The organism is Streptomyces sp. NPDC058665 (assembly GCF_042714995.1).
In the GTDB taxonomy this organism is placed as follows: domain Bacteria; phylum Actinomycetota; class Actinomycetes; order Streptomycetales; family Streptomycetaceae; genus Streptomyces.
In genome coordinates this window covers 32,082-51,120 of sequence record NZ_JBHXRX010000063.1, presented here as the reverse complement: position 1 = coordinate 51,120, position 19,039 = coordinate 32,082, and the positions used below count along the sequence as shown (strand labels likewise).

Genomic DNA, 19,039 nt, shown 5'->3' with positions numbered 1-19,039 from the left:
TGCACACCTACAACTACCATCGCGGCCACACCGCACTCGGAGGCAAGCCACCCATCACCCGCGTCAACAACCCTGCGAGTCAATACACCTAGGGCTGGGCTTCGAGAGGTTCGCACCTGTCCGCGCCCTCTCAACCAGCCTCAGGCCGACGGAGATCTCGCACCGCGGCAGCACCGGCCGGCCGCGGCGCGCCCCGCTACTTGTCGATGTCGCCGACGACGAAGAAGAGCGAGCCGAGGATCGCCACCATGTCGGCGACCAGGGTGCCAGGCAGCAGCTCGGTCAGGGCCTGGATGTTGTTGAAGGACGCCGAGCGCAGCTTCAGCCGGTACGGGGTCTTCTCGCCCTTCGACACCAGGTAGTAGCCGTTGATGCCGAGCGGATTCTCGGTCCAGGCGTACGTGTGTCCCTCCGGCGCCTTGAGGACCTTGGGCAGCCGCTGGTTGACCGGACCGGGCTCCAGGCCGGCGATGCGGTCCAGGCACGCGTCCGCGAGGTCGAGCGAGTTGTGGGTCTGGCCCAGCAGACACTCGAAGCGGGCCAGGCAGTCGCCCTCCTCGCGGGTGACGACCTTCAGCGTGTCCTGGAGTTCGCCGTACGCGAGGTACGGCTCGTCGCGGCGCAGGTCGAAGTCGACGCCCGAGGCCCGCGCGATCGGCCCCGAAACCCCGTACGCGTGCACGGTCTTCGCCGCCAGGACCCCCACGCCACGGGTGCGGCCCCGGAAGATCTCGTTGCCGAGGACCAGCCTGTCGTAGACGTCCATCCGCGAACGGACCTGGGCGACCGCGTGCCTGGCGCGGTCCAGCCAGCCCGCGGGCAGGTCCTCCTTGAGACCCCCGACCCGGTTGAACATGAAGTGCATCCGGCCGCCGGAGATCTCCTCCATGACGGCCTGCAGCTCCTCGCGCTCCCGGAAGGCATGGAACACCGGGGTGATCCCGCCCAGTTCGAGGGGGTAGGAGCCGAGGAACATCAGATGGTTGAGCATCCGGTTCAGCTCGGCGAGCAGGGTCCGGGTCCAGACGGCGCGCTGCGGCACCTCCATGCCGAGCATCCGCTCGACGGCCATCACCACACCCAGCTCGTTGGCGAACGCCGACAGCCAGTCGTGGCGGTTGGCGAGCATGATGATCTGGCGGTAGTCCCGCGCCTCGAACAGCTTCTCGGCGCCCCGGTGCATGTACCCGATGACCGGCTCGGCCTCCCGGATCACCTCGCCGTCGAGTACCAGCCGCAGTCGGAGCACACCGTGCGTCGAGGGGTGCTGGGGCCCGATGTTGAGCACCATGTCCGTGCTCTCGGCCGCGCCGCCGATGCCGACCGTCGTCGTGCGGGTGGTCTCCGTCATGCGGGCCAGTCTCTCAGAGCCGTACCGACCGGAAGCATCAGCCAGCCGAAGTCCCCGAGACCGCCCCGCGCGGTCAGTTCGGCGGCCTCGCCGGCGGTGGCGAGCGCGCGTACGTAGGAGGCGGGGTCGGTCGTGGCGAGAGAGAGCGGCGGGCGCTCACCGCTGACGCCGAGGCGGTGCAGGGCCTCACGCTGGCTCAGTACGAAGGCCGCCGCGCCTCCCGGGCTTGCGGCCGCCGCGCACGCGTCCAGTGCGACATGGGCGGTGATGTCGCGGGTGCCGTCCGGTACCGGCCGTACCTCGCGGCCGTCCCGGAAGCCGGACAGCGTCCCGAACAGCGGCCGGTCGCCGCGTACGTGTGCGTAGTCGACGGCCACCGCGAGCCCCCGGTCCAGCGTCGCCACGGCGGCGGCCCACGCCTCGTCACGAGTGCGGCCGATCTCCGCCCGCGCGCCCGGCCCGTCCATCGGCCACCAGCGCGCCAGCCACCGCGCGTCCGGTCCTACGACCGCGTCGCCGGGCCGCTCCGTGCCGTCGGGGCCCACCAGGACGTACCGCACCGTCCCGTCGGGCCCCACCTCGGCGACGTCCACGGGCACGTTGTCCAGCCACTCGTTGGCGAACAGCAGCCCCCGCACCCCGGTCGGCGGCCTGTCGGTCCACTCGACGCGCGGATCGAGTCCCGGCGGTCGCGCGGCCAGTTCGACGGCGTACGGCCGTACGGCCAGCCCGTCCGGTACGGCGGCGAGGACAGCGGTCAGCAGTTCTCCGCGCCCCGCGCCCATGTCGACCAGGGCGATCTCGTCGGTCTCCAGCGCGTCGGCGGTCACCGCCAGAAGCTTCGCGACGGCCGACGCGAAGAGCGGTGAGGCGTGCACAGAGGTGCGGAAGTGCCCGGCGGGCCCCTCAGGGCGCCGGTAGAAGCCCTCCGGGCCGTACAGGGCGCTCTCCATCGCCGCGGCCCATCCGCGGGCCTCCACGCCCCACGGAGCCCTCACGGCTCCGTGGCGCTTACACGTCTCATCCGTCACGGGCCCAGTCTCCACCTTGGGGAGTACTCCCCGGCCGACCGGATCGGCCCTCCGGTTGACCCTTCTACCTTTGTGGCTTCCCTACGCTGGGTTACGTGCAGCGTCTCTATGACTTTCTCCGTAGACACCCGACGGGCGTCGACAGCTTCTGGGCTGTGGTGCTCTTCGGGTTTTCCATGCTGTGGGTGGTCGTGCAGGCGGGTGTCGGCGCCGAGCCGAAGGCCGTAGCCGCGGTGATCGTTTTGCTGCTGTCCCTGAGCGTCGCGCTGCGCCGACGCCATCCGGAGAAGATGCTGCTGCTCGTGGCCGGTCTGGGGGTGGGCCAGCTGCTGACCGGCGTGCGGCCCAATCCGGCCAACTTCGCCATGCTGGCGCTCATCTACACGGTCGCCGCACGGGGCGGCCCGCGCTGGGCCACTCAGCTGGCGCTGATCGGCGGCCTCGCCGCGGCGCCGCTGGCCCAGCTTCGCTGGCCCGCGAGCGAGGAGAGCGCCGGCGGGCAGTTCTTCCTCACCGTCGTGCTGGCGCTGCCCTTCGCACTCGCCTGGGTGCTGGGCGACTCCGTCCGTACCCGCCGCGCGTACTTCGCCCAGCTGGAGGAGCGCGCGACCCGGCTGGAGAAGGAGCGGGAGGCGCAGGCCAAGGTCGCGGTCGCCGCCGAGCGCGCGCGGATCGCCCGCGAGCTGCACGACGTCGTCGCGCACAACGTCTCGGTGATGGTTGTCCAGGCCGACGGCGCCGCGTACGTCCTGGACACCGCGCCCGAACAGGCCAGGCAGGCCCTGGAGACCATCTCTGGCACCGGGCGGCAGGCACTGGCCGAGATGCGCCGGCTGCTCGGTGTGCTGCGGACCGGCGACGTCAAGGAGAGCGGCGAGTACGTGCCGCAGCCCGACGTCCAGCAGATAGAGGACCTGGTCGAGCAGGTGCGGTCGGCGGGGCTGACCGTGGACTTCAAGGTCGAGGGCACCCCCCGGTCGCTGCCGAGCGGCGTGGAGCTCACCGCGTACCGGATCGTGCAGGAAGCGCTGACGAACAGCCGCAAGCACGGCGGACCCGATGTGGGAGCCAGCGTCCGTCTGGTCTACTTCGACGACGGGCTCGGACTCCTGGTCGAGGACGACGGGCGCGGCGCGGGCCACGATCTGTACGTGGACGGTGGCGCGGACGGCCGGGGGCACGGCCTCATCGGGATGCGGGAGCGCGTCGGCATGGTCGGCGGCACGCTCGACGCGGGGCCGCGGCCGGGGGGCGGCTTCCGGATCAGCGCGCTGCTTCCGTTGAAGCCCGTGCACTGAACCCCTCCGAACCGAACCTCCGAACACTCACCGACCGCCCGCCCTCCTACGGAGAAGGAACCCCGCCGATGTCGATCCGCGTGATGCTCGTCGACGACCAGGTGCTGCTGCGCACCGGTTTTCGTATGGTGCTGGCCGCACAGCCGGACATGGAGGTCGTCGCGGAGGCGGGCGACGGCGCGGAGGCGATCGAGAATCTGCGCGCCACCACCGTGGACGTCGTCCTCATGGACGTACGCATGCCACGGCTGGACGGTGTGGAGGCGACTCGGCGCATCTGCGCGGAGCCCGGCGCGCCCAAGGTGCTCATCCTGACGACGTTCGACCTCGACGAGTACGCCTTCTCCGGGCTCAAGGCGGGCGCCAGCGGCTTCATGCTCAAGGACGTGCCGCCGTCCGAGCTGCTGAGCGCGATCCGCGCGGTGCACAGCGGTGACGCGGTCGTCGCGCCGTCCACGACCCGGCGGCTGCTCGACCGCTTCTCGGCCATGCTGCCGAGCGGCCGGGAGAGCGCCGCGGCCACCGGCGCGCTGGAGAGGCTGACCGGCCGCGAGCGCGAGGTCATGCTGCTGGTCGCCCAGGGCCTGTCGAACGGCGAGATCGCCGCCCGGCTGGTCCTCTCCGAGGCGACGGTGAAGACCCATGTCGGCCGCATCCTCACCAAGCTCGGCCTGCGCGACCGGGTGCAGGTCGTGGTGCTCGCGTACGAGTCGGGGCTGGTACGCGCCGGAGGCGGCGCCGTCTGAAGTCCGGCGAGCGCATCCGTACGGACGGCGTGACGATCCCTCAGGTCGCCGGCAGCATCGCCGCGTCGGCGGGGCCGCGGCTCGGCCCGAACGCCGACAGCCGTCAGCGCAGCACACCCTCCAGGAAGTCGCTGCCGAGCCGGGCCACGAGGGTCACGTCCAGTTGGTGCAGCACATAGCGGCCACGGCGGCGGGTCGTCAGCAGGCCCGCCTTGCGTATCACGGAGAGATGCCGGGACACCTCCGGCGCCGTTATCCCGTACGTGTCGGCCAGCTCGCTCGTCGAATACGCGCCCCGCGCGAGGCTCCGGCACAGCCGCATCCGCATGGGATGCGCGACCGCCTCAAGGCGCAGCTTGACCGTCTCCACGGAAGGCGCGCCGCCCGACGGCTCCGGACTGCCCACCGGGTACTGCACGACCGGCTGCCAGCCGGGCGCGTGCAGCGCGAGCAGGTGCGGCCACCCGAAGGCGGTCGGCAGGAAGGTCAGGCCCGATCCGGCGGCGCTTGTGCGGCCCGACGTGAGCTTGTCCACGACGACGGCGGTGCCCTGCTCCGTCTCTTCCAGGCTCACGGCGGCCGAGACGGCGGCGACGGCTTCCGCGAGTCCCTTGCGCCGCAGCAGGTCGGTCTTGTGCCGGGCGTCGGCAGCCAGTTGGACCCGGACCCGCTGCCAGGTCTCGGCGAAGAACGCCTGGTCGCAGTCTTCCATCAGCCGCCGTATCCATGCCCGGACGGCGGGCGGATCGGTCAGCATGCGCCGTACGAAGGCGGACCGGCGCGGTCCGCGCGCCGCGGCCAGCTCCAGCGCGCGCTCCCGCGTGGGGGCGTCCACCAGCGGGGACGGGGCGCCCGCGCCGTACTGACTGGCGCAGCAGATCTCCAGCGCCGCCGCCACATACTGCTCGTCGGGCATCGTGTCGAGGTCGTCCAGCTCCTCGGCCAGCGTCTCGCGGGGGCGGGGAGGCAGCAGGATGTCGGAGCGGGCGGACCGCCACAGGAAGTCCGCCTCGTGCAGCCGGTCGGCCAGTTCGGGCTTGAGCCCGGCGGAGGTGGACGTGATCCAGGCGTGGAGCCGGGCGTGGTGTCCGGGCTCGGACAGTGCGTGAAGGGCCGCGGCCAGCTCGGCGAGCGGGGACGGTCCGAAGACGATCCGTTCGTGGGGCAGCCCGGTGATGTCGATGGTCACGCTCATGCACCCATGCTGCATGCCACCACTGACAGCGCGGCGCACGATTGACGGCGCCCGTCAATCGGCGGGCCGGTCCCTCGCCTCCGCTGTTGCTTCAGCCTCCGCCTTCACGCGGGTCATGAACTCCCGTACGGCCTGCCGGACGTCGTCCGCCGTCCACTCCAGCCCGGCCCCGGCGACCGTCACCTCCGTCACCGAGACGCCCGGCGGGCCGGAGCCCGAGTCGAACCAGCGGCGGAAGAGCGACACTCCCGTCTCCTCGGCCTGCCGCACGGCCGCCTCGTTCAGCACCCGGGCGTCGTACGGGAGCCAGACCTGGAACTGGTGGGTGTGCGGCTGCTGCGGATGCACCCGGAACCACGGCGCGGCGGACACCGCTCCCGATCCGACTCCCGATCCGGCTCCCGGTCCTCGCGACGGCTCCGCGAGCCCTTCCGCCAGCGCCGCCGCGACCACGCGCGCGTGCGCGACGTACGACGGCAGCCGTGGCAGCTCCCGCTCCAGCCCCAGCAGCGCGGACAGCGCCGCCGGATACTGCTGGAAGACCTGTCCTCCGTACCGATGCCGCCACACCCGCGCCTCCTCGACCAGCGTCGAGGACCCCACGAGCATCGCTCCGGACATCGCGCCCAGAGACTTGTAGAAGGACACGTACACGCTGTCCGCGAGCCCCGCGATCTCCTCCAGCGGGCGGCCGAAATGCGTCACGCTCTCCCACAGCCGCGCCCCGTCGAAGTGCACCACCGCGTCGCGCTCACGCGCCGCCGCCACGACGGCGACGAGATCGTCCCACGTCGGCAGTACGAACCCGGCGTCGCGCAGCGGCAGTTCCAGCATCAGCGTGCCGAACGGCTCGTCCGTGGCCTCGATCTCCTCGGCCGTGGGCAGCCGGGGCTCGGACGTCGGATGGGTCGTCCGCAAGCCGCTCACGACCGACAGGGCGCCGCCCTCGTGCACCTCCGGGTGCGCCATCGGATGAAGGGCCACGGTCGCGTTGCCGGTGCGGCCCGCCCAGCAACGCAGTGCCACCTGCTGCGCCATGGTGCCCGTCGGGAAGAACGCGGCGGCCGGGAAACCGAGGAGGGCCGCCACCCGGCTCTCCAGCTCGGCGACGACCCCGTTCCCGTACACGTCGGCCCACTCGTCGAGGTCGTAGACCGACGACGCGTCGGCCGCGAGCGCGGCCAGCTGTTCGCCGACGGGCCGGTCGGCGTGGCCGCGCCAGAGGATCCGTCCGGAGGCATGCCAGGCGGCCAGCCGCCGCCGTCGTTCGTCCTGTTCGCTCGTCTCTCCCATGGTGGGATCATCGTCCACCGGGCGCGGTCCGCCCAGTGCTTTTAGTACTGCCGCCCGCACCCTGTGGACAGTCGGGGAATGCCGCGAAACGCTGGCGTAGCATGGCGAGAAATCGTCCGGTACCCGTCGCGGACTGGAACGGAAGGCCCCGCCGCGTGAACGCATCAGCAGTCCCCCTCGATCCTCGTGACCCGAGGGACAGGCCCGCCCGGCTCACGGTCGGAGTCGTCGGTTCCGGGCGCGTCGGGCCGGCGCTGGCCGCAGCTCTCCGGCTCGCCGGACACCGCCCGGTCGCCGCGTCGGGCGTCTCCGACGCCTCCGTACGGAGGGCGGCCGTCCTGCTGCCCGAGGTGCCCCTCGTGACGCCCGCCGAAGTGCTCGCCCGCGCGGAGCTGGTGCTGCTGACGGTCCCGGACGACGCCCTTCCCGGTCTGGTCGAAGGTCTGGCCGAGACCGGAGCCGTCCGTCCGGGACAGCTGCTGGTCCACACGTCGGGGAGGTACGGCACGAAGGTGCTCCTCCCCGCGCTGCACGCGGGCGCGCTGCCGCTCGCGCTCCACCCCGCGATGACGTTCACGGGAACCTCCGTGGACGTCCAGCGGCTCGCGGGCTGCTCCTTCGGAGTCACCGCCCCCGACGAACTGCGCCTGGCCGCCGAGGCATTGGTCATCGAGATGGGCGGCGAGCCCGAGTGGGTCGAGGAGGACGCCCGCCCGCTCTACCACGCGGCCCTGGCCCTCGGCGCGAACCACCTGGTCACCCTCGTCGCCCAGGCGATGGAGCTGCTGGGCAAGGCGGGCGTCGAGGCGCCGGACAGGATGCTCGGCCCGCTCCTCGGCGCCGCCCTCGACAATGCCCTGCGCTCCGGCGACGCGGCGCTCACCGGCCCCGTGGCGCGCGGCGACGCGGGCACGGTCGCCGCGCATGTCGCCGAGCTGCGCGAGCACGCGCCCGCCGCCGTGCCCGGCTATCTGGCGATGGCCCGTACGACGGCCGACCGGGCGCTCGCCCACGGCCTGCTCAAGCCGGAGCTGGCCGAGGACCTGCTGGACGTCCTCGCCGACGGCGATCGCGGGCCGGGGAGCGAGCGATGAGCCTCGAACTGGCCTCCACGCGCGCGGAGCTGGACGCTCTGCTCGCCCGGCACGGCACCGCGCGGGCAGCCGCACCGGAGGAAGCCCCCTCCGCCCGTACCGCCGTCGTCATGACCATGGGCGCTCTCCACGACGGCCACGCCGCACTCGTACGCGCCGCCCGCCGGCACATCGGCCCGGCCGGCTTCGTCGTCGTCACCCTCTTCGTCAACCCGCTCCAGTTCGGCGCCAACGAGGACCTGGACCGCTATCCCCGGACCCTCGAATCGGACCTGAAGACGGCCGAGGCGGCAGGCGCCGACGCCGTGTTCGCGCCGTCCGCCGACGAGGTCTACCCGGGCGGCACACCCCAGGTGCGCATCTCCGCCGGACCCATGGGAGAGCGCCTCGAAGGCGCCGTACGGCCCGGACACTTCGACGGCATGCTCACGGTCGTCGCGAAGCTGCTGCATCTCACCCGCCCCGACGTCGCCTTCTACGGACAGAAGGACGCCCAGCAGCTCGCGCTGATCCGGCGGATGGCCCGTGACCTGAACTTCCCGGTCGAGATCGTCGGCGTGCCGACGGTCCGCGAGGACGACGGGCTGGCGCTCTCCAGCCGTAACCGTTACCTCTCCGCCGCCGAGCGCCGGACCGCCCTCGCGCTCTCCCGCGCGCTCTTCGCCGCGAGCGACCGCCTCGGTGCCCAGCACGCGCTGCGCGCCCGCGCGGACTCGGCGCCCACGTCCACGGCCCGCGCGGCTGCCCTCTCCGCGCTCGGCGAGGCCCGCGCCGCCGCCGACAGCCACGCCGTGGCCCACGCGGCGTCCCGTACGCCGCAGACGGCCTGTGGCGCGCACGCCGTACGGTCGGCGGCCCGCGTCGTCCTCGACCAGGCGGTCAGGGACAGCGCGTCCTTCACGCTCGACTACCTCGCCCTCGTGGACCCTGCGGACTTCACCGAGGTCCCGGACGACCACACCGGCGACGCGATCCTCGCCGTGGCCGCGCGGGTCGGCGCGACGCGGCTGATCGACAACATCCCCCTGACGTTCGGAGCTTCCCAGTGACCGCCGAGTCCGCACGGGAGCCGAGGCCCGCCCGCCCGGCCGGTATCCAGCTCACCGCGCCCGTGCCCGGCTGGGCCCTCGACGCCGACGTGGTCGTGGTCGGCTCGGGCGTCGCCGGGCTCACCACGGCCCTGCGCTGCACGGCTGCCGGGCTCAGGACGGTCGTCGTCACCAAGGCGCGCCTCGACGACGGCTCCACCCGCTGGGCGCAGGGCGGCATCGCGGCGGCACTCGGTGAGGGCGACACCCCCGAGCAGCACCTGAGCGACACGCTCGTGGCGGGCGCCGGTCTCTGCGACGAGGCGGCCGTACGAACCCTGGTCACCGAAGGGCCCGACGCCGTCCGTCGGCTGATCGGGACGGGCGCGCGGTTCGACACGTCGGCGGCCGGTGATCTCCAGCTGACGCGGGAGGGCGGCCACCACCGCCGCCGTATCGCCCACGCGGGCGGCGACGCGACAGGAGCGGAGATCTCCCGCGCCCTGGTGGACGCGGTACGCGAAGCGTCCCTGCGTACCGTCGAGAACGCGCTGGTCCTCGACCTCCTTAAGGATGAGCACGGCAACACCTCAGGTGTCACCCTCCATGTGATGGGCGAGGGACAGCACGACGGTGTCGGCGCCGTCCGCGCCCCCGCCGTCGTCCTGGCCACCGGCGGCATGGGCCAGGTCTTCTCGGCGACCACGAACCCCGCCGTCTCCACCGGCGACGGCGTGGCACTCGCGCTGCGCGCCGGGGCGGAGGTCTCCGACCTCGAATTCGTGCAGTTCCACCCGACGGTGCTCTTCCTCGGCGCCGGATCGGAGGGCCAGCAGCCGCTGGTGTCCGAGGCGGTACGGGGCGAGGGCGCCCATCTCGTGGACGCCGACGGCGTCCGCTTCATGCTCGACCAGCACGAACTGGCCGAGCTGGCGCCCCGCGACATCGTCGCCAAGGCCATCATGCGCCGCATGCGCGAGCAGGGCGCCGACCACATGTATCTGGACGCCAGGCACTTCGGCGCGGAGATGTGGGCGACCCGCTTCCCCACGATCCTCGCCGCCTGCCGGTCGCACGGCATCGACCCGGTCACCGAGCCGGTCCCGGTCGCGCCCGCCGCGCACTACGCGTCCGGCGGCGTCCGCACGGACCTGCGTGGCCGTACGACCGTGCCGGGCCTCTATGCCTGCGGCGAGGTGGCCTGCACGGGTGTCCACGGCGCCAACCGGCTGGCGTCCAACTCGCTTCTCGAAGGGCTGGTGTTCGCCGAGCGCATCGCGGCGGACATCGCCGCGGTCGCGGCGGCCCCCCGCCCCGCGACCCCAGCCGCCCAGCCCGCCACCAGCACCGCCACCGCCGATTCCGCCGCTCTCCTCCCGCTCATCGCCCCCGAGGCGCGCCTCACGATCCAGCGGATCATGTCCGAGGGCGCGAGCGTCCTCAGGTCCGCGACGAGCCTGGGCGTGGCCGCGGAAGCCCTGGAGGCCGTCTACCAGGACGCCCTGCGCCCGGCCGACCCGGCGGAACCCGGAAAGCCCGCCCAGCCGGGCGTCGAGTCGTGGGAGACCTCCAACCTCCTCTGTGTCGCCCGCGTCCTCGTGGCCGCCGCCCTGGAGCGCGAGGAGACCCGCGGCTGCCACTGGCGCGAGGACTTCCCCGAGCGGGACGAAACCGACTGGCACCGCCATCTCGTCGTACGCCTCGGCACGGGCCGCGCCTTGGAGCTGAGCCGGACCGACACCCCCGCGTTTCCCGCCGTACACCCCGTAGATCTCTCCGTCCCCAGGGAGCCGTCACCGTGAGCACGCCCGAAGACAGTCCGCGCCCCGAGGCCGTGGACGTACCGCTCATCCAGATCGGCGCCCCGGCGTCCGCCGCAGGGGGCTGCGGCGACGGCTGCGGCTGTTCGGACGGTGAGGACTCCCCGGAGTGCGGGCTCGATCCCGCGCTCGCCGAGCTGCTGGCCGAGGCCGGACTCGACCCCGTCCAGGTCGAGGACATCGCCCACGTCGCCATCGGTGAGGACCTCGACCACGGCCTGGACGTGACGAGCGTGGCGACCGTCCCCGCCGACGCCGTCGCCACCGGCGACTTCACGGCCCGCAAGAGCGGCACGGTCGCCGGGCTGCGCGTCGCCGAGGCCGTCCTGTCCATCGTCTGTACGGAGGACTTCGAGGTCGAGCGGCACGTCGAGGACGGCGCCCGCGTCGAAGCCGGCGACACGCTCCTCAGCGTCACCACCCGCACCCGCGACCTGCTCACGGGGGAGCGCAGCGCGCTCAACCTCCTGTGCAGGCTCTCCGGTATCGCGACGGCCACGCGCGCGTGGGCCGACGCCCTCGAAGGCACCGGCGCGAAGGTGCGCGACACCCGTAAGACGACGCCGGGCCTGCGCGCCCTGGAGAAGTACGCCGTGCGCTGCGGCGGCGGTGTCAACCACCGGATGTCGCTGTCCGACGCGGCGCTCGTCAAGGACAACCACGTGGTCGCGGCCGGCGGGGTAGCCGCGGCCTTCAAGGCCGTGCGGGACCAGTTCCCCGACCTGGCGATCGAGGTCGAGACCGACACCCTGGAACAGGTCCGCGAGGTCCTCGACGCGGGCGCCGATCTGATCCTGCTGGACAACTTCACCCCGGCCCAGACGGCGGAGGCCGTCGCGCTCGTCGCCGGCCGGGCACTGCTGGAATCGTCCGGCACGCTCTCCCTGGAGAACGCCCGCGCGTACGCCGAGACCGGCGTCGACTATCTGGCCGTCGGCGCCCTCACGCACTCCGCCCCGATCCTCGACATCGGCCTCGACCTCCGTGAGGCGGCGCTCTGATGCTGCTCACCATCGACGTCGGCAACACCCACACCGTGCTCGGTCTGTTCGACGGCGAGGAGATCGTCGAGCACTGGCGGGTGTCCACCGACGCGCGCCGTACGGCCGACGAACTTGCCGTCCTCCTTCAGGGACTGATGGGGATGCACCCGCTCCTCGGCGAGGAGCTGGGCGACGGCATCGAGGGCATCGCGATCTGCTCCACCGTGCCCTCCGTCCTGCACGAGCTGCGCGAGGTGACCCGCCGCTACTACGGAGACGTGCCCGCCGTCCTGGTCGAGCCCGGCATCAAGACCGGCGTGCCGATCCTGGTGGACAACCCGAAGGAGGTCGGCGCCGACCGGATCATCAACTCGGTAGCCGCCGTCGAGCTCTACGGCGGTCCCGCGATCGTCGTGGACTTCGGCACGGCCACGACGTTCGACGCGGTCAGCGCGCGCGGGGAGTACACGGGCGGGGTCATCGCGCCCGGTATCGAGATCTCCGTGGAGGCGCTCGGCATAAGGGGCGCGCAGCTGCGCAAGATTGAGCTGGCGAGGCCGCGCAGCGTCATCGGCAAGAACACGGTCGAGGCGATGCAGTCGGGCATCGTGTACGGGTTCGCCGGCCAGGTCGACGGGGTGGTGACCCGGATGGCGCGCGAGCTGGCCGAGGACCCGGGCGAGGTCACCGTGATCGCGACGGGTGGTCTGGCGCCGATCATCCTCGGCGAGGCGACGGTGATCGACGAGCACGAGCCGTGGCTGACGCTGATCGGGCTGCGACTGGTGTACGAGCGCAACGTCTCGCGCATGTAGGGCCTTTCTTTCGGATCAGGGCGGGTTCGTCCTCGACCGCCGGGCGGCCCGCGAACAGCCCGTCCGGCGGCCTGGCGCCCGGATCCCGGCGCGCCGCAGCTGTCGCATTTAGACGATTTTGTGCGATTCGTGAGTATCGTCGCCGCATGCCCACGCCCTACGGATCCCGCGGCGGCATGGCGTTCGGCGCAGACGAATTGCGTGTGCTCCGAGGCGCCCTCGCCGTCGCTCTCCACCCCTCTCCCCTTCCCGACGAGGACGTCCGGGCGTGCCTGCGGCTCGCCGAGTCCGTGGACGAGGCGGTCCGCGAGGCGGGCCGGCTGCGTGCCTTCCTCCTCGCCGATCTCGCCCGCTACCGCGCCGCGCTTCCCGGCTCGGCCGCCGGCTATCTGGAGCTCCTCCAGGACGCCCTGGCCGCCGGGTACGACCCACGCCCGGAGGACCTCATGGCTCTGCGCACCCTGCGCGCCGCACCCGTCGCCGCCGCGCTGCTCGACCGCTGTCGGCGGGCCGCCGAGAACTCCGTACGGGCCCGCCTCGCCGGCCGCTCTCCCGCCGCCCCCGCGCCCCGTACCCGGCTGCTCGCGCTCCAGGGAGGCCGCGGTGCGGCCGACGACCCGCAGCGGCCCAAGGAGGAGCCCGGCAAGGCCCCCGGAAAGGGGCCGGGGAAACAGCCCGCGCCCCCGCGCCGCCCGGCCGCCCCCGGGCGCCCGTCCACCGAGCGTCCGATGCCCAAGCCGTCCGAGGTCTTCCCGCCACGCCGTAAGCCCACGCCCCCACCGGAGCGGCGGGCCGCCGGATAGCTACTCTGGGGCCATGGACTACGTATCCGCTCTCCTGCCCCCCGTGGTGATGGCCGCCTTCTTCATCGGCCTGGTCGTGACGATCGTCAAGAGCCAGGGCGGCGACAACAAGGCGAAGGAGGACGCGGCCGTGGACGCGGCGATCGCCCGCGCGGAGGCCGTTGAGCAGCAGGGCAGGCCGTCCGGCGCCTGACGGCGGCACGGCCGTGGATCAGGACGTACGACTTCCGTGAGGTCGTACGTCCTTTTGTAACGTCAATAACCGGCCATTCGGACATCTCACACTATGGTGACGATGTGCCCCGTCAATTGGGAGACCTGGAAGACGCCGTCATGAGCCGCGTCTGGGAATGGAACCGTCCCGTCACCGTCCGGGAAGTCCTGGAAGACCTTCAGCGGGAACGGTCCATCGCCTACACGACCGTCATGACCGTAATGGACAATCTCCATCAGAAGGGCTGGGTACGCAGGGAAGTCGACGGCCGCGCCTATAGATATATGGCGGTGTCCACCCGCGCCGCCTACGCGGCCGCGCTGATGAACGAAGCCTGGTCGAAGAGTGACAACCCGGCAGCCGCTCTTGTCGCCTTCTTCGGGATGATGTCGCCGGCGCAGCGCGAAGCCCTGGAGGACGCTGTCCGTATGGTCAGCGGCGACCGGCCGGAAGCCGCGGACGAAGGCGCGTCCGGAGCGGCGCCGGAAGGCCCGCGGGAAGCCTCGCGGGAAGCGAGCCCCCAAGTGCCGGGCGAAGTACCGCCCGAAGTGCCTTCCGAAGTCCCCGCCGAGGGCGCCGACCGAGAGCATCCCGCCGGGCGATAGCGTCCAGTCATGTCCTCCGAGCTTCCGAAAGTCGATGTAAATGCCATCACCGTCCGGCGGGCCAGGACGAGCGATGTGTCCGCGGTCCGCCGTCTCCTCGACCCGTACGTGAGCGACGGCATCCTGCTCGACAAAGCGACGGTGACTCTTTACGAGGACATCCAGGAGTTCTGGGTCGCCGAACGCGACGACGACGCGACTGTCGTCGGATGCGGCGCACTCCATGTCATGTGGGAAGACCTCGCCGAAGTGCGCACACTCGCGGTGGATCCCCGCTTCCGGGGTGCCGGCATCGGGCGGCATGTGCTCGACAAGTTGTTGCGGACGGCCCGGTGGCTCGGGGTGCGGCGCGTATTCTGTCTGACCTTCGAAGTGGACTTCTTCATCAAGCACGGCTTCGTGGAGATCGGTGAGACTCCTGTCGACGGAGATGTCTACAGTGAGCTGCTGCGTTCCTATGACGAGGGTGTCGCCGAGTTCCTGGGTCTCGAACGGGTGAAGCCGAACACCTTGGGTAACAGCCGGATGCTTCTGCACCTGTGAGCGGCTGAAGAACCCGGAACCCTATGTCCGAATCGCGCACGTTTCCCGTGTTCTTGTGCTACTGAACCTCTGCCGGGGGTTTGTGTTTTCCTGAGAAAAGCGGTTTCCTTTCGGCGTACTGCATTTTCGATGAAAGGAAAACCGGTGGCACAGAAGGTTCAGGTCCTTCTTGTTGACGACCTCGACGGTGGCGAGGCGGACGAGACCGTCACGTTCGCGCTGGACGGCAAGACCTACGAGATCGACCTCACGAACGCGAATGCGGACAAGCTTCGTGGGCTGCTCGACCCGTACACCAAGAGTGGCCGTCGCACCGGTGGCCGCGCCGCCGGTGGACGTGGCAAGGGCCGCGCCGCCGCGGGAGGGAACAAGGACACCGCGGAAATTCGCAAGTGGGCCAAGGAGAACGGCTACAGCGTCAACGATCGCGGTCGCGTTCCGGCCGAGATCCGCGAAGCCTACGAGAAGGCCAACGGCTGAGATTTCGTACCCGTCGATTCTCCACGAAGCAATCGGGCCCGGTGGCACTCAGTCGCCGCCGTGTCCACGAGTCGAACGAGATCGGGGACACCCCCACCCCTGTCCCCGAGTCCGGCACTGCCTCCGGGTCCGTGTCCGAAATGAGTGAGAGCCGGCAGCGTCGGCTCCACCTCGCGTCCAGGCTCGGGGGGCCGCAGCCACACGGCGGCCCCCTGCTCCGCCCCCGGACCCCGTGGCCCCGGCGCCCCACCCGGCGGCTCCGGAGCGGTCATCCGGCCGTCGGCGCCGATCGCGGTCAGATCGAGGGCGATACCGCCCCATTCCAGCCAGTCGAGCAGCCCCGGCAGTTCGTCCGCGCCGCCCGCGGCCACCAGCAGCCGCATCCGGCCCCCGGCGAGTGCCACCGGCCCGGTCCCGGCCGCGTCGATACGCCGCAGCACCGCGGCGCCCGCGTCGGCGGGCAGCTCCAGAACGTCGAAACGCAGCCCGGTCAGCAGAGCGACGGGCGGCCCGGCCACCGTGGCCCAGCCCAGCTTCCGCTCGTACCAGAGGGCGCCGCCGTCTTCGGCCGACAGCGGCGCGCGGGGGGACGGAACGGGGAGAGCCATATTCGGACCAACTCCCCACCCTGGCATTGAGTTACGCAGAGTCGAAGCGCGCTCGCTCTGTGTGTACGCCGCAGGGGCGCGCGGAAGCATTCAGGAGTGCAAGGGTGTTCGCCCGTAGCGGAGCGAACGGGGGTGCGCCGCATGGAGTGTCAGTGCTTACGGGTAAGACATTCCTAGTGGGAAGGGGCGACACGCGGTCCCGGACGTCTCACGTTCGCCATCGGCGTACCGATAGCGGGGGTATCTGTCTGGCCTGCGGGAACATCGTCTCGCACCATCAGGTTGGAGCAGGTGTCGGCTGTTCGTGAGGAAAGTTCGCCGCCGACGGCGGGGTGATCACGGCGGATGTCGGCAGTTGGAATGAGCGGTCCCCGCTTGCGGGACTAAGCTGCGGAAGGACAGGGAGGGGACCGACCCCTTTACTGCCTGACCGCTCTGAGGAGCGATTAACGATGTTCGAGAGGTTCACCGACCGCGCGCGGCGGGTTGTCGTCCTGGCTCAGGAAGAAGCCCGGATGCTCAACCACAACTACATCGGCACCGAGCACATCCTCCTGGGCCTTATCCACGAGGGTGAGGGTGTCGCCGCTAAGGCCCTGGAGAGCCTCGGGATTTCGCTCGAGGCGGTCCGCCAGCAGGTGGAGGAGATCATCGGGCAGGGGCAGCAGGCTCCGTCCGGCCACATCCCCTTCACGCCCCGTGCCAAGAAGGTCCTGGAGCTGTCGCTCCGCGAGGCCCTTCAGCTCGGCCACAACTACATCGGCACCGAGCACATCCTGCTCGGCCTGATCCGCGAGGGCGAGGGCGTCGCCGCCCAGGTCCTCGTGAAGCTGGGCGCCGATCTGAACCGGGTGCGGCAGCAGGTCATCCAGCTGCTCTCCGGCTACCAGGGCAAGGAAGCCGCCACCGCCGGCGGCCCGGCCGAGGGCACGCCCTCGACCTCCCTCGTCCTGGACCAGTTCGGCAGGAATCTCACCCAGGCAGCTCGTGAGTCCAAGCTCGACCCGGTCATCGGGCGCGAGAAGGAGATCGAGCGGGTCATGCAGGTGCTTTCCCGCCGTACGAAGAACAACCCGGTCCTCATCGGCGAGCCCGGCGTCGGCAAGACGGCTGTCGTCGAGGGACTGGCCCAGGCCATCGTCAAGGGCGAGGTGCCCGAGACCCTCAAGGACAAGCACCTCTACACCCTGGACCTCGGCGCCCTGGTCGCGGGCTCCCGCTACCGAGGTGACTTCGAGGAGCGCCTGAAGAAGGTCCTCAAGGAGATCCGCACCCGCGGCGACATCATCCTGTTCATCGACGAGCTCCACACCCTGGTGGGTGCGGGCGCCGCCGAGGGCGCGATCGACGCGGCTTCGATCCTGAAGCCCATGCTCGCCCGTGGAGAGCTCCAGACCATCGGCGCGACGACCCTCGACGAGTACCGCAAGCACCTGGAGAAGGACGCCGCGCTGGAGCGCCGCTTCCAGCCGATCCAGGTGGCCGAGCCGTCGCTGCCGCACACCATCGAGATCCTCAAGGGTCTGCGGGACCGTTACGAGGCGCACCACCGCGTGTCCATCACGGACTCCGCGCTCGTGGCCGCCGCGACGCTCGCCGACCGGTACATCTCGGACCGCTTCCTGCCGGACAAGGCGATCGACCTGATCGACGAGGCCGGTTCACGGATGCGTATCCGCCGGATGACCGCTCCGCCGGACCTCCGCGAGTTCGACGAGAAGATCGCGAACGTCCGCCGCGACAAGGAGTCGGCCATCGACTCCCAGGACTTCGAGAAGGCAGCTTCGCTCCGCGACAAGGAGAAGCAGCTGCTGGCCGCGAAGACCAAGCGGGAGAAGGAGTGGAAGGCCGGCGACATGGACGTCGTCGCCGAGGTGGACGAGGAGCTGATCGCCGAGGTCCTGGCGACCGCCACGGGCATCCCGGTCTTCAAGCTCACCGAGGAGGAGTCCTCGCGGCTGCTCCGTATGGAGGACGAGCTCCACAAGCGCGTCATCGGCCAGAAGGACGCCATCAAGGCGCTCTCCCAGGCGATCCGGCGTACGCGGGCGGGTCTGAAGGACCCCAAGCGGCCCGGTGGCTCGTTCATCTTCGCCGGCCCCTCCGGAGTCGGTAAGACGGAGCTCTCCAAGACGCTCGCCGAATTCCTCTTCGGCGACGAGGACGCGCTGATCTCCCTCGACATGTCGGAGTTCAGCGAGAAGCACACGGTTTCGCGGCTCTTCGGTTCTCCCCCCGGATACGTGGGGTACGAAGAGGGCGGCCAGCTCACCGAGAAGGTGCGCCGGAAGCCGTTCTCCGTCGTCCTCTTCGACGAGGTCGAGAAGGCCCACCCCGATATCTTCAATTCCCTTCTGCAGATCCTGGAGGACGGTCGGCTGACCGACTCCCAGGGCCGGGTCGTGGACTTCAAGAACACGGTCATCATCATGACGACCAACCTCGGGACCAGGGACATCTCCAAGGGCTTCAACCTGGGCTTCGCCGCCCAGGGCGACACGAAGTCCAACTACGAGCGGATGAAGAACAAGGTCAACGAAGAGCTCAAGCAGCACTTCCGGCCCGAGTTCCTCAACCGTGTCGACGACACCGTCGTCTTCCACCAGCTCACCGAGGACGACATCATCCAGATCGTCGACCTCATGGTGCACAAGGTGGACGAGCGCCTGAAGGACCGGGACATGGGCCTTGAGCTCAGCCCGAGCGCCAAGGCGCTGCTCGCCAAGAAGGGTTACGACCCCGTTCTGGGCGCCCGGCCGCTGCGCCGGACGATCCAGCGCGAGATCGAGGACATCCTCTCCGAGAAGATCCTCTTCGGTGAGCTGCGCCCCGGTCACATCGTGGTCGTGGACACCGAGGGTGAGGGCGAGGAGAAGAAGTTCAGCTTCCGCGGCGAGGAGAAGTCGGCGCTGCCCGACGTCCCGCCGATCGAGCAGGCGGCCGGCGGCGCCGGTCCGAACCTGACGAAGGAAGCGTGAACCGGAGCTGAACCAACGCTGAGGCGAGACTGAGCCCAGCCCGAGGGGTGGGGCGCGGCCGGGCGAGCGGGGGCCGGCCCCCCCAAGCGGGGCCCCGGGGCGGGCGCGCATGTGTGTTTGCCAGACCACCAGTTAGGGGGAAGGCACAAGTGGA

The 19,039-nt window shown here is 71.0% G+C and carries 18 protein-coding genes; 13 read left to right on the top strand and 5 right to left on the bottom strand.

Annotated features, from left to right (window positions below):
- Positions 1-196: 196 nt before the first annotated feature.
- Together ACFWV8_RS31095 and ACFWV8_RS31090 are read right to left on the bottom strand one after the other, a co-directional pair.
- The gene (locus tag ACFWV8_RS31095; protein ID WP_329383649.1) at positions 197-1,351 is read right to left on the bottom strand and encodes an NADH-quinone oxidoreductase subunit D; all 1,155 of its coding nucleotides are present in this window, start codon (positions 1,349-1,351) and stop codon (positions 197-199) included.
- Positions 1,348-2,304 (bottom strand): SAM-dependent methyltransferase, encoded by a 957-nt coding sequence (locus ACFWV8_RS31090; RefSeq protein WP_384211518.1) that lies wholly within the window; start codon positions 2,302-2,304, stop codon positions 1,348-1,350. Before ACFWV8_RS31090 ends, ACFWV8_RS31095 begins: the two co-directional genes overlap by 4 nt.
- Positions 2,305-2,477: 173 nt before the next feature.
- Here ACFWV8_RS31090 and ACFWV8_RS31085 point away from each other — a divergent pair, with 173 nt between their 5' ends.
- Together ACFWV8_RS31085 and ACFWV8_RS31080 are read left to right on the top strand one after the other, a co-directional pair.
- On the top strand, positions 2,478-3,680 hold the full coding sequence (locus ACFWV8_RS31085; RefSeq protein WP_384211499.1) for a sensor histidine kinase: 1,203 nt from the start codon (positions 2,478-2,480) through the stop codon (positions 3,678-3,680).
- A 68-nt stretch (positions 3,681-3,748) separates the two neighbouring features.
- Complete coding sequence (locus ACFWV8_RS31080) at positions 3,749-4,426, top strand: response regulator (protein ID WP_384211496.1); 678 nt, start codon at positions 3,749-3,751, stop codon at positions 4,424-4,426.
- A gap of 103 nt (positions 4,427-4,529) precedes the next feature.
- Here ACFWV8_RS31080 and ACFWV8_RS31075 read toward each other — a convergent pair whose 3' ends face one another.
- Both ACFWV8_RS31075 and ACFWV8_RS31070 read right to left on the bottom strand, forming a co-directional pair.
- Positions 4,530-5,621 (bottom strand): DUF5937 family protein, encoded by a 1,092-nt coding sequence (locus ACFWV8_RS31075; protein ID WP_384211494.1) that lies wholly within the window; start codon positions 5,619-5,621, stop codon positions 4,530-4,532.
- A gap of 54 nt (positions 5,622-5,675) precedes the next feature.
- Positions 5,676-6,914: a threonine aldolase family protein gene (locus tag ACFWV8_RS31070; RefSeq protein WP_384211491.1), complete on the bottom strand. Its 1,239-nt coding sequence runs from the start codon at positions 6,912-6,914 to the stop codon at positions 5,676-5,678.
- 155 nt (positions 6,915-7,069) lie between these two features.
- On the opposite strand from ACFWV8_RS31070, the gene ACFWV8_RS31065 reads away from it, so the two are divergent.
- The 10 genes from ACFWV8_RS31065 to ACFWV8_RS31020 all read left to right on the top strand — a co-directional run bounded on the left by ACFWV8_RS31065 (position 7,070) and on the right by ACFWV8_RS31020 (position 15,299).
- Positions 7,070-8,008 (top strand): Rossmann-like and DUF2520 domain-containing protein, encoded by a 939-nt coding sequence (locus ACFWV8_RS31065; RefSeq protein WP_384211489.1) that lies wholly within the window; start codon positions 7,070-7,072, stop codon positions 8,006-8,008.
- Positions 8,005-9,057 carry a pantoate--beta-alanine ligase gene (panC, locus tag ACFWV8_RS31060; RefSeq protein ID WP_384211486.1) on the top strand — a complete coding sequence of 351 codons (1,053 nt, stop codon included), beginning with the start codon at positions 8,005-8,007 and terminating at the stop codon, positions 9,055-9,057. Before ACFWV8_RS31065 ends, panC begins: the two co-directional genes overlap by 4 nt.
- Complete coding sequence (locus ACFWV8_RS31055) at positions 9,054-10,838, top strand: L-aspartate oxidase (RefSeq protein WP_384211483.1); 1,785 nt, start codon at positions 9,054-9,056, stop codon at positions 10,836-10,838. The genes panC and ACFWV8_RS31055 overlap by 4 nt, the downstream gene beginning before the upstream one ends.
- On the top strand, positions 10,835-11,857 hold the full coding sequence (gene nadC, locus ACFWV8_RS31050; RefSeq protein WP_384211478.1) for a carboxylating nicotinate-nucleotide diphosphorylase: 1,023 nt from the start codon (positions 10,835-10,837) through the stop codon (positions 11,855-11,857). The genes ACFWV8_RS31055 and nadC overlap by 4 nt, the downstream gene beginning before the upstream one ends.
- On the top strand, positions 11,857-12,654 hold the full coding sequence (locus ACFWV8_RS31045; protein WP_384211475.1) for a type III pantothenate kinase: 798 nt from the start codon (positions 11,857-11,859) through the stop codon (positions 12,652-12,654). Before nadC ends, ACFWV8_RS31045 begins: the two co-directional genes overlap by 1 nt.
- Before the next feature lie 176 nt (positions 12,655-12,830).
- Positions 12,831-13,457 (top strand): hypothetical protein, encoded by a 627-nt coding sequence (locus ACFWV8_RS31040; RefSeq protein ID WP_384211515.1) that lies wholly within the window; start codon positions 12,831-12,833, stop codon positions 13,455-13,457.
- A gap of 13 nt (positions 13,458-13,470) precedes the next feature.
- Positions 13,471-13,650, top strand: coding sequence for a hypothetical protein (locus ACFWV8_RS31035; protein ID WP_189108794.1), 180 nt, complete (start codon positions 13,471-13,473; stop codon positions 13,648-13,650).
- A gap of 104 nt (positions 13,651-13,754) precedes the next feature.
- Positions 13,755-14,276, top strand: coding sequence for a BlaI/MecI/CopY family transcriptional regulator (locus ACFWV8_RS31030; protein WP_384211471.1), 522 nt, complete (start codon positions 13,755-13,757; stop codon positions 14,274-14,276).
- 9 nt (positions 14,277-14,285) lie between these two features.
- Positions 14,286-14,819 (top strand): amino-acid N-acetyltransferase, encoded by a 534-nt coding sequence (locus ACFWV8_RS31025; protein ID WP_329383622.1) that lies wholly within the window; start codon positions 14,286-14,288, stop codon positions 14,817-14,819.
- Positions 14,820-14,963: 144 nt separating this feature from the next.
- Entirely contained in the window at positions 14,964-15,299 is a 336-nt protein-coding gene (locus ACFWV8_RS31020) for an Lsr2 family protein (protein WP_023539576.1), read from the top strand.
- On the opposite strand, the gene ACFWV8_RS31015 is transcribed toward ACFWV8_RS31020, so the two are convergent.
- Positions 15,278-15,907 (bottom strand): SCO3374 family protein, encoded by a 630-nt coding sequence (locus tag ACFWV8_RS31015; RefSeq protein ID WP_384211467.1) that lies wholly within the window; start codon positions 15,905-15,907, stop codon positions 15,278-15,280. The two genes, ACFWV8_RS31020 and ACFWV8_RS31015, sit on opposite strands and share 22 nt — an antisense overlap.
- Before the next feature lie 452 nt (positions 15,908-16,359).
- On the opposite strand from ACFWV8_RS31015, the gene ACFWV8_RS31010 reads away from it, so the two are divergent.
- Positions 16,360-18,885 (top strand): ATP-dependent Clp protease ATP-binding subunit, encoded by a 2,526-nt coding sequence (locus ACFWV8_RS31010; protein WP_329383617.1) that lies wholly within the window; start codon positions 16,360-16,362, stop codon positions 18,883-18,885.
- Positions 18,886-19,039 lie beyond the last annotated feature (154 nt).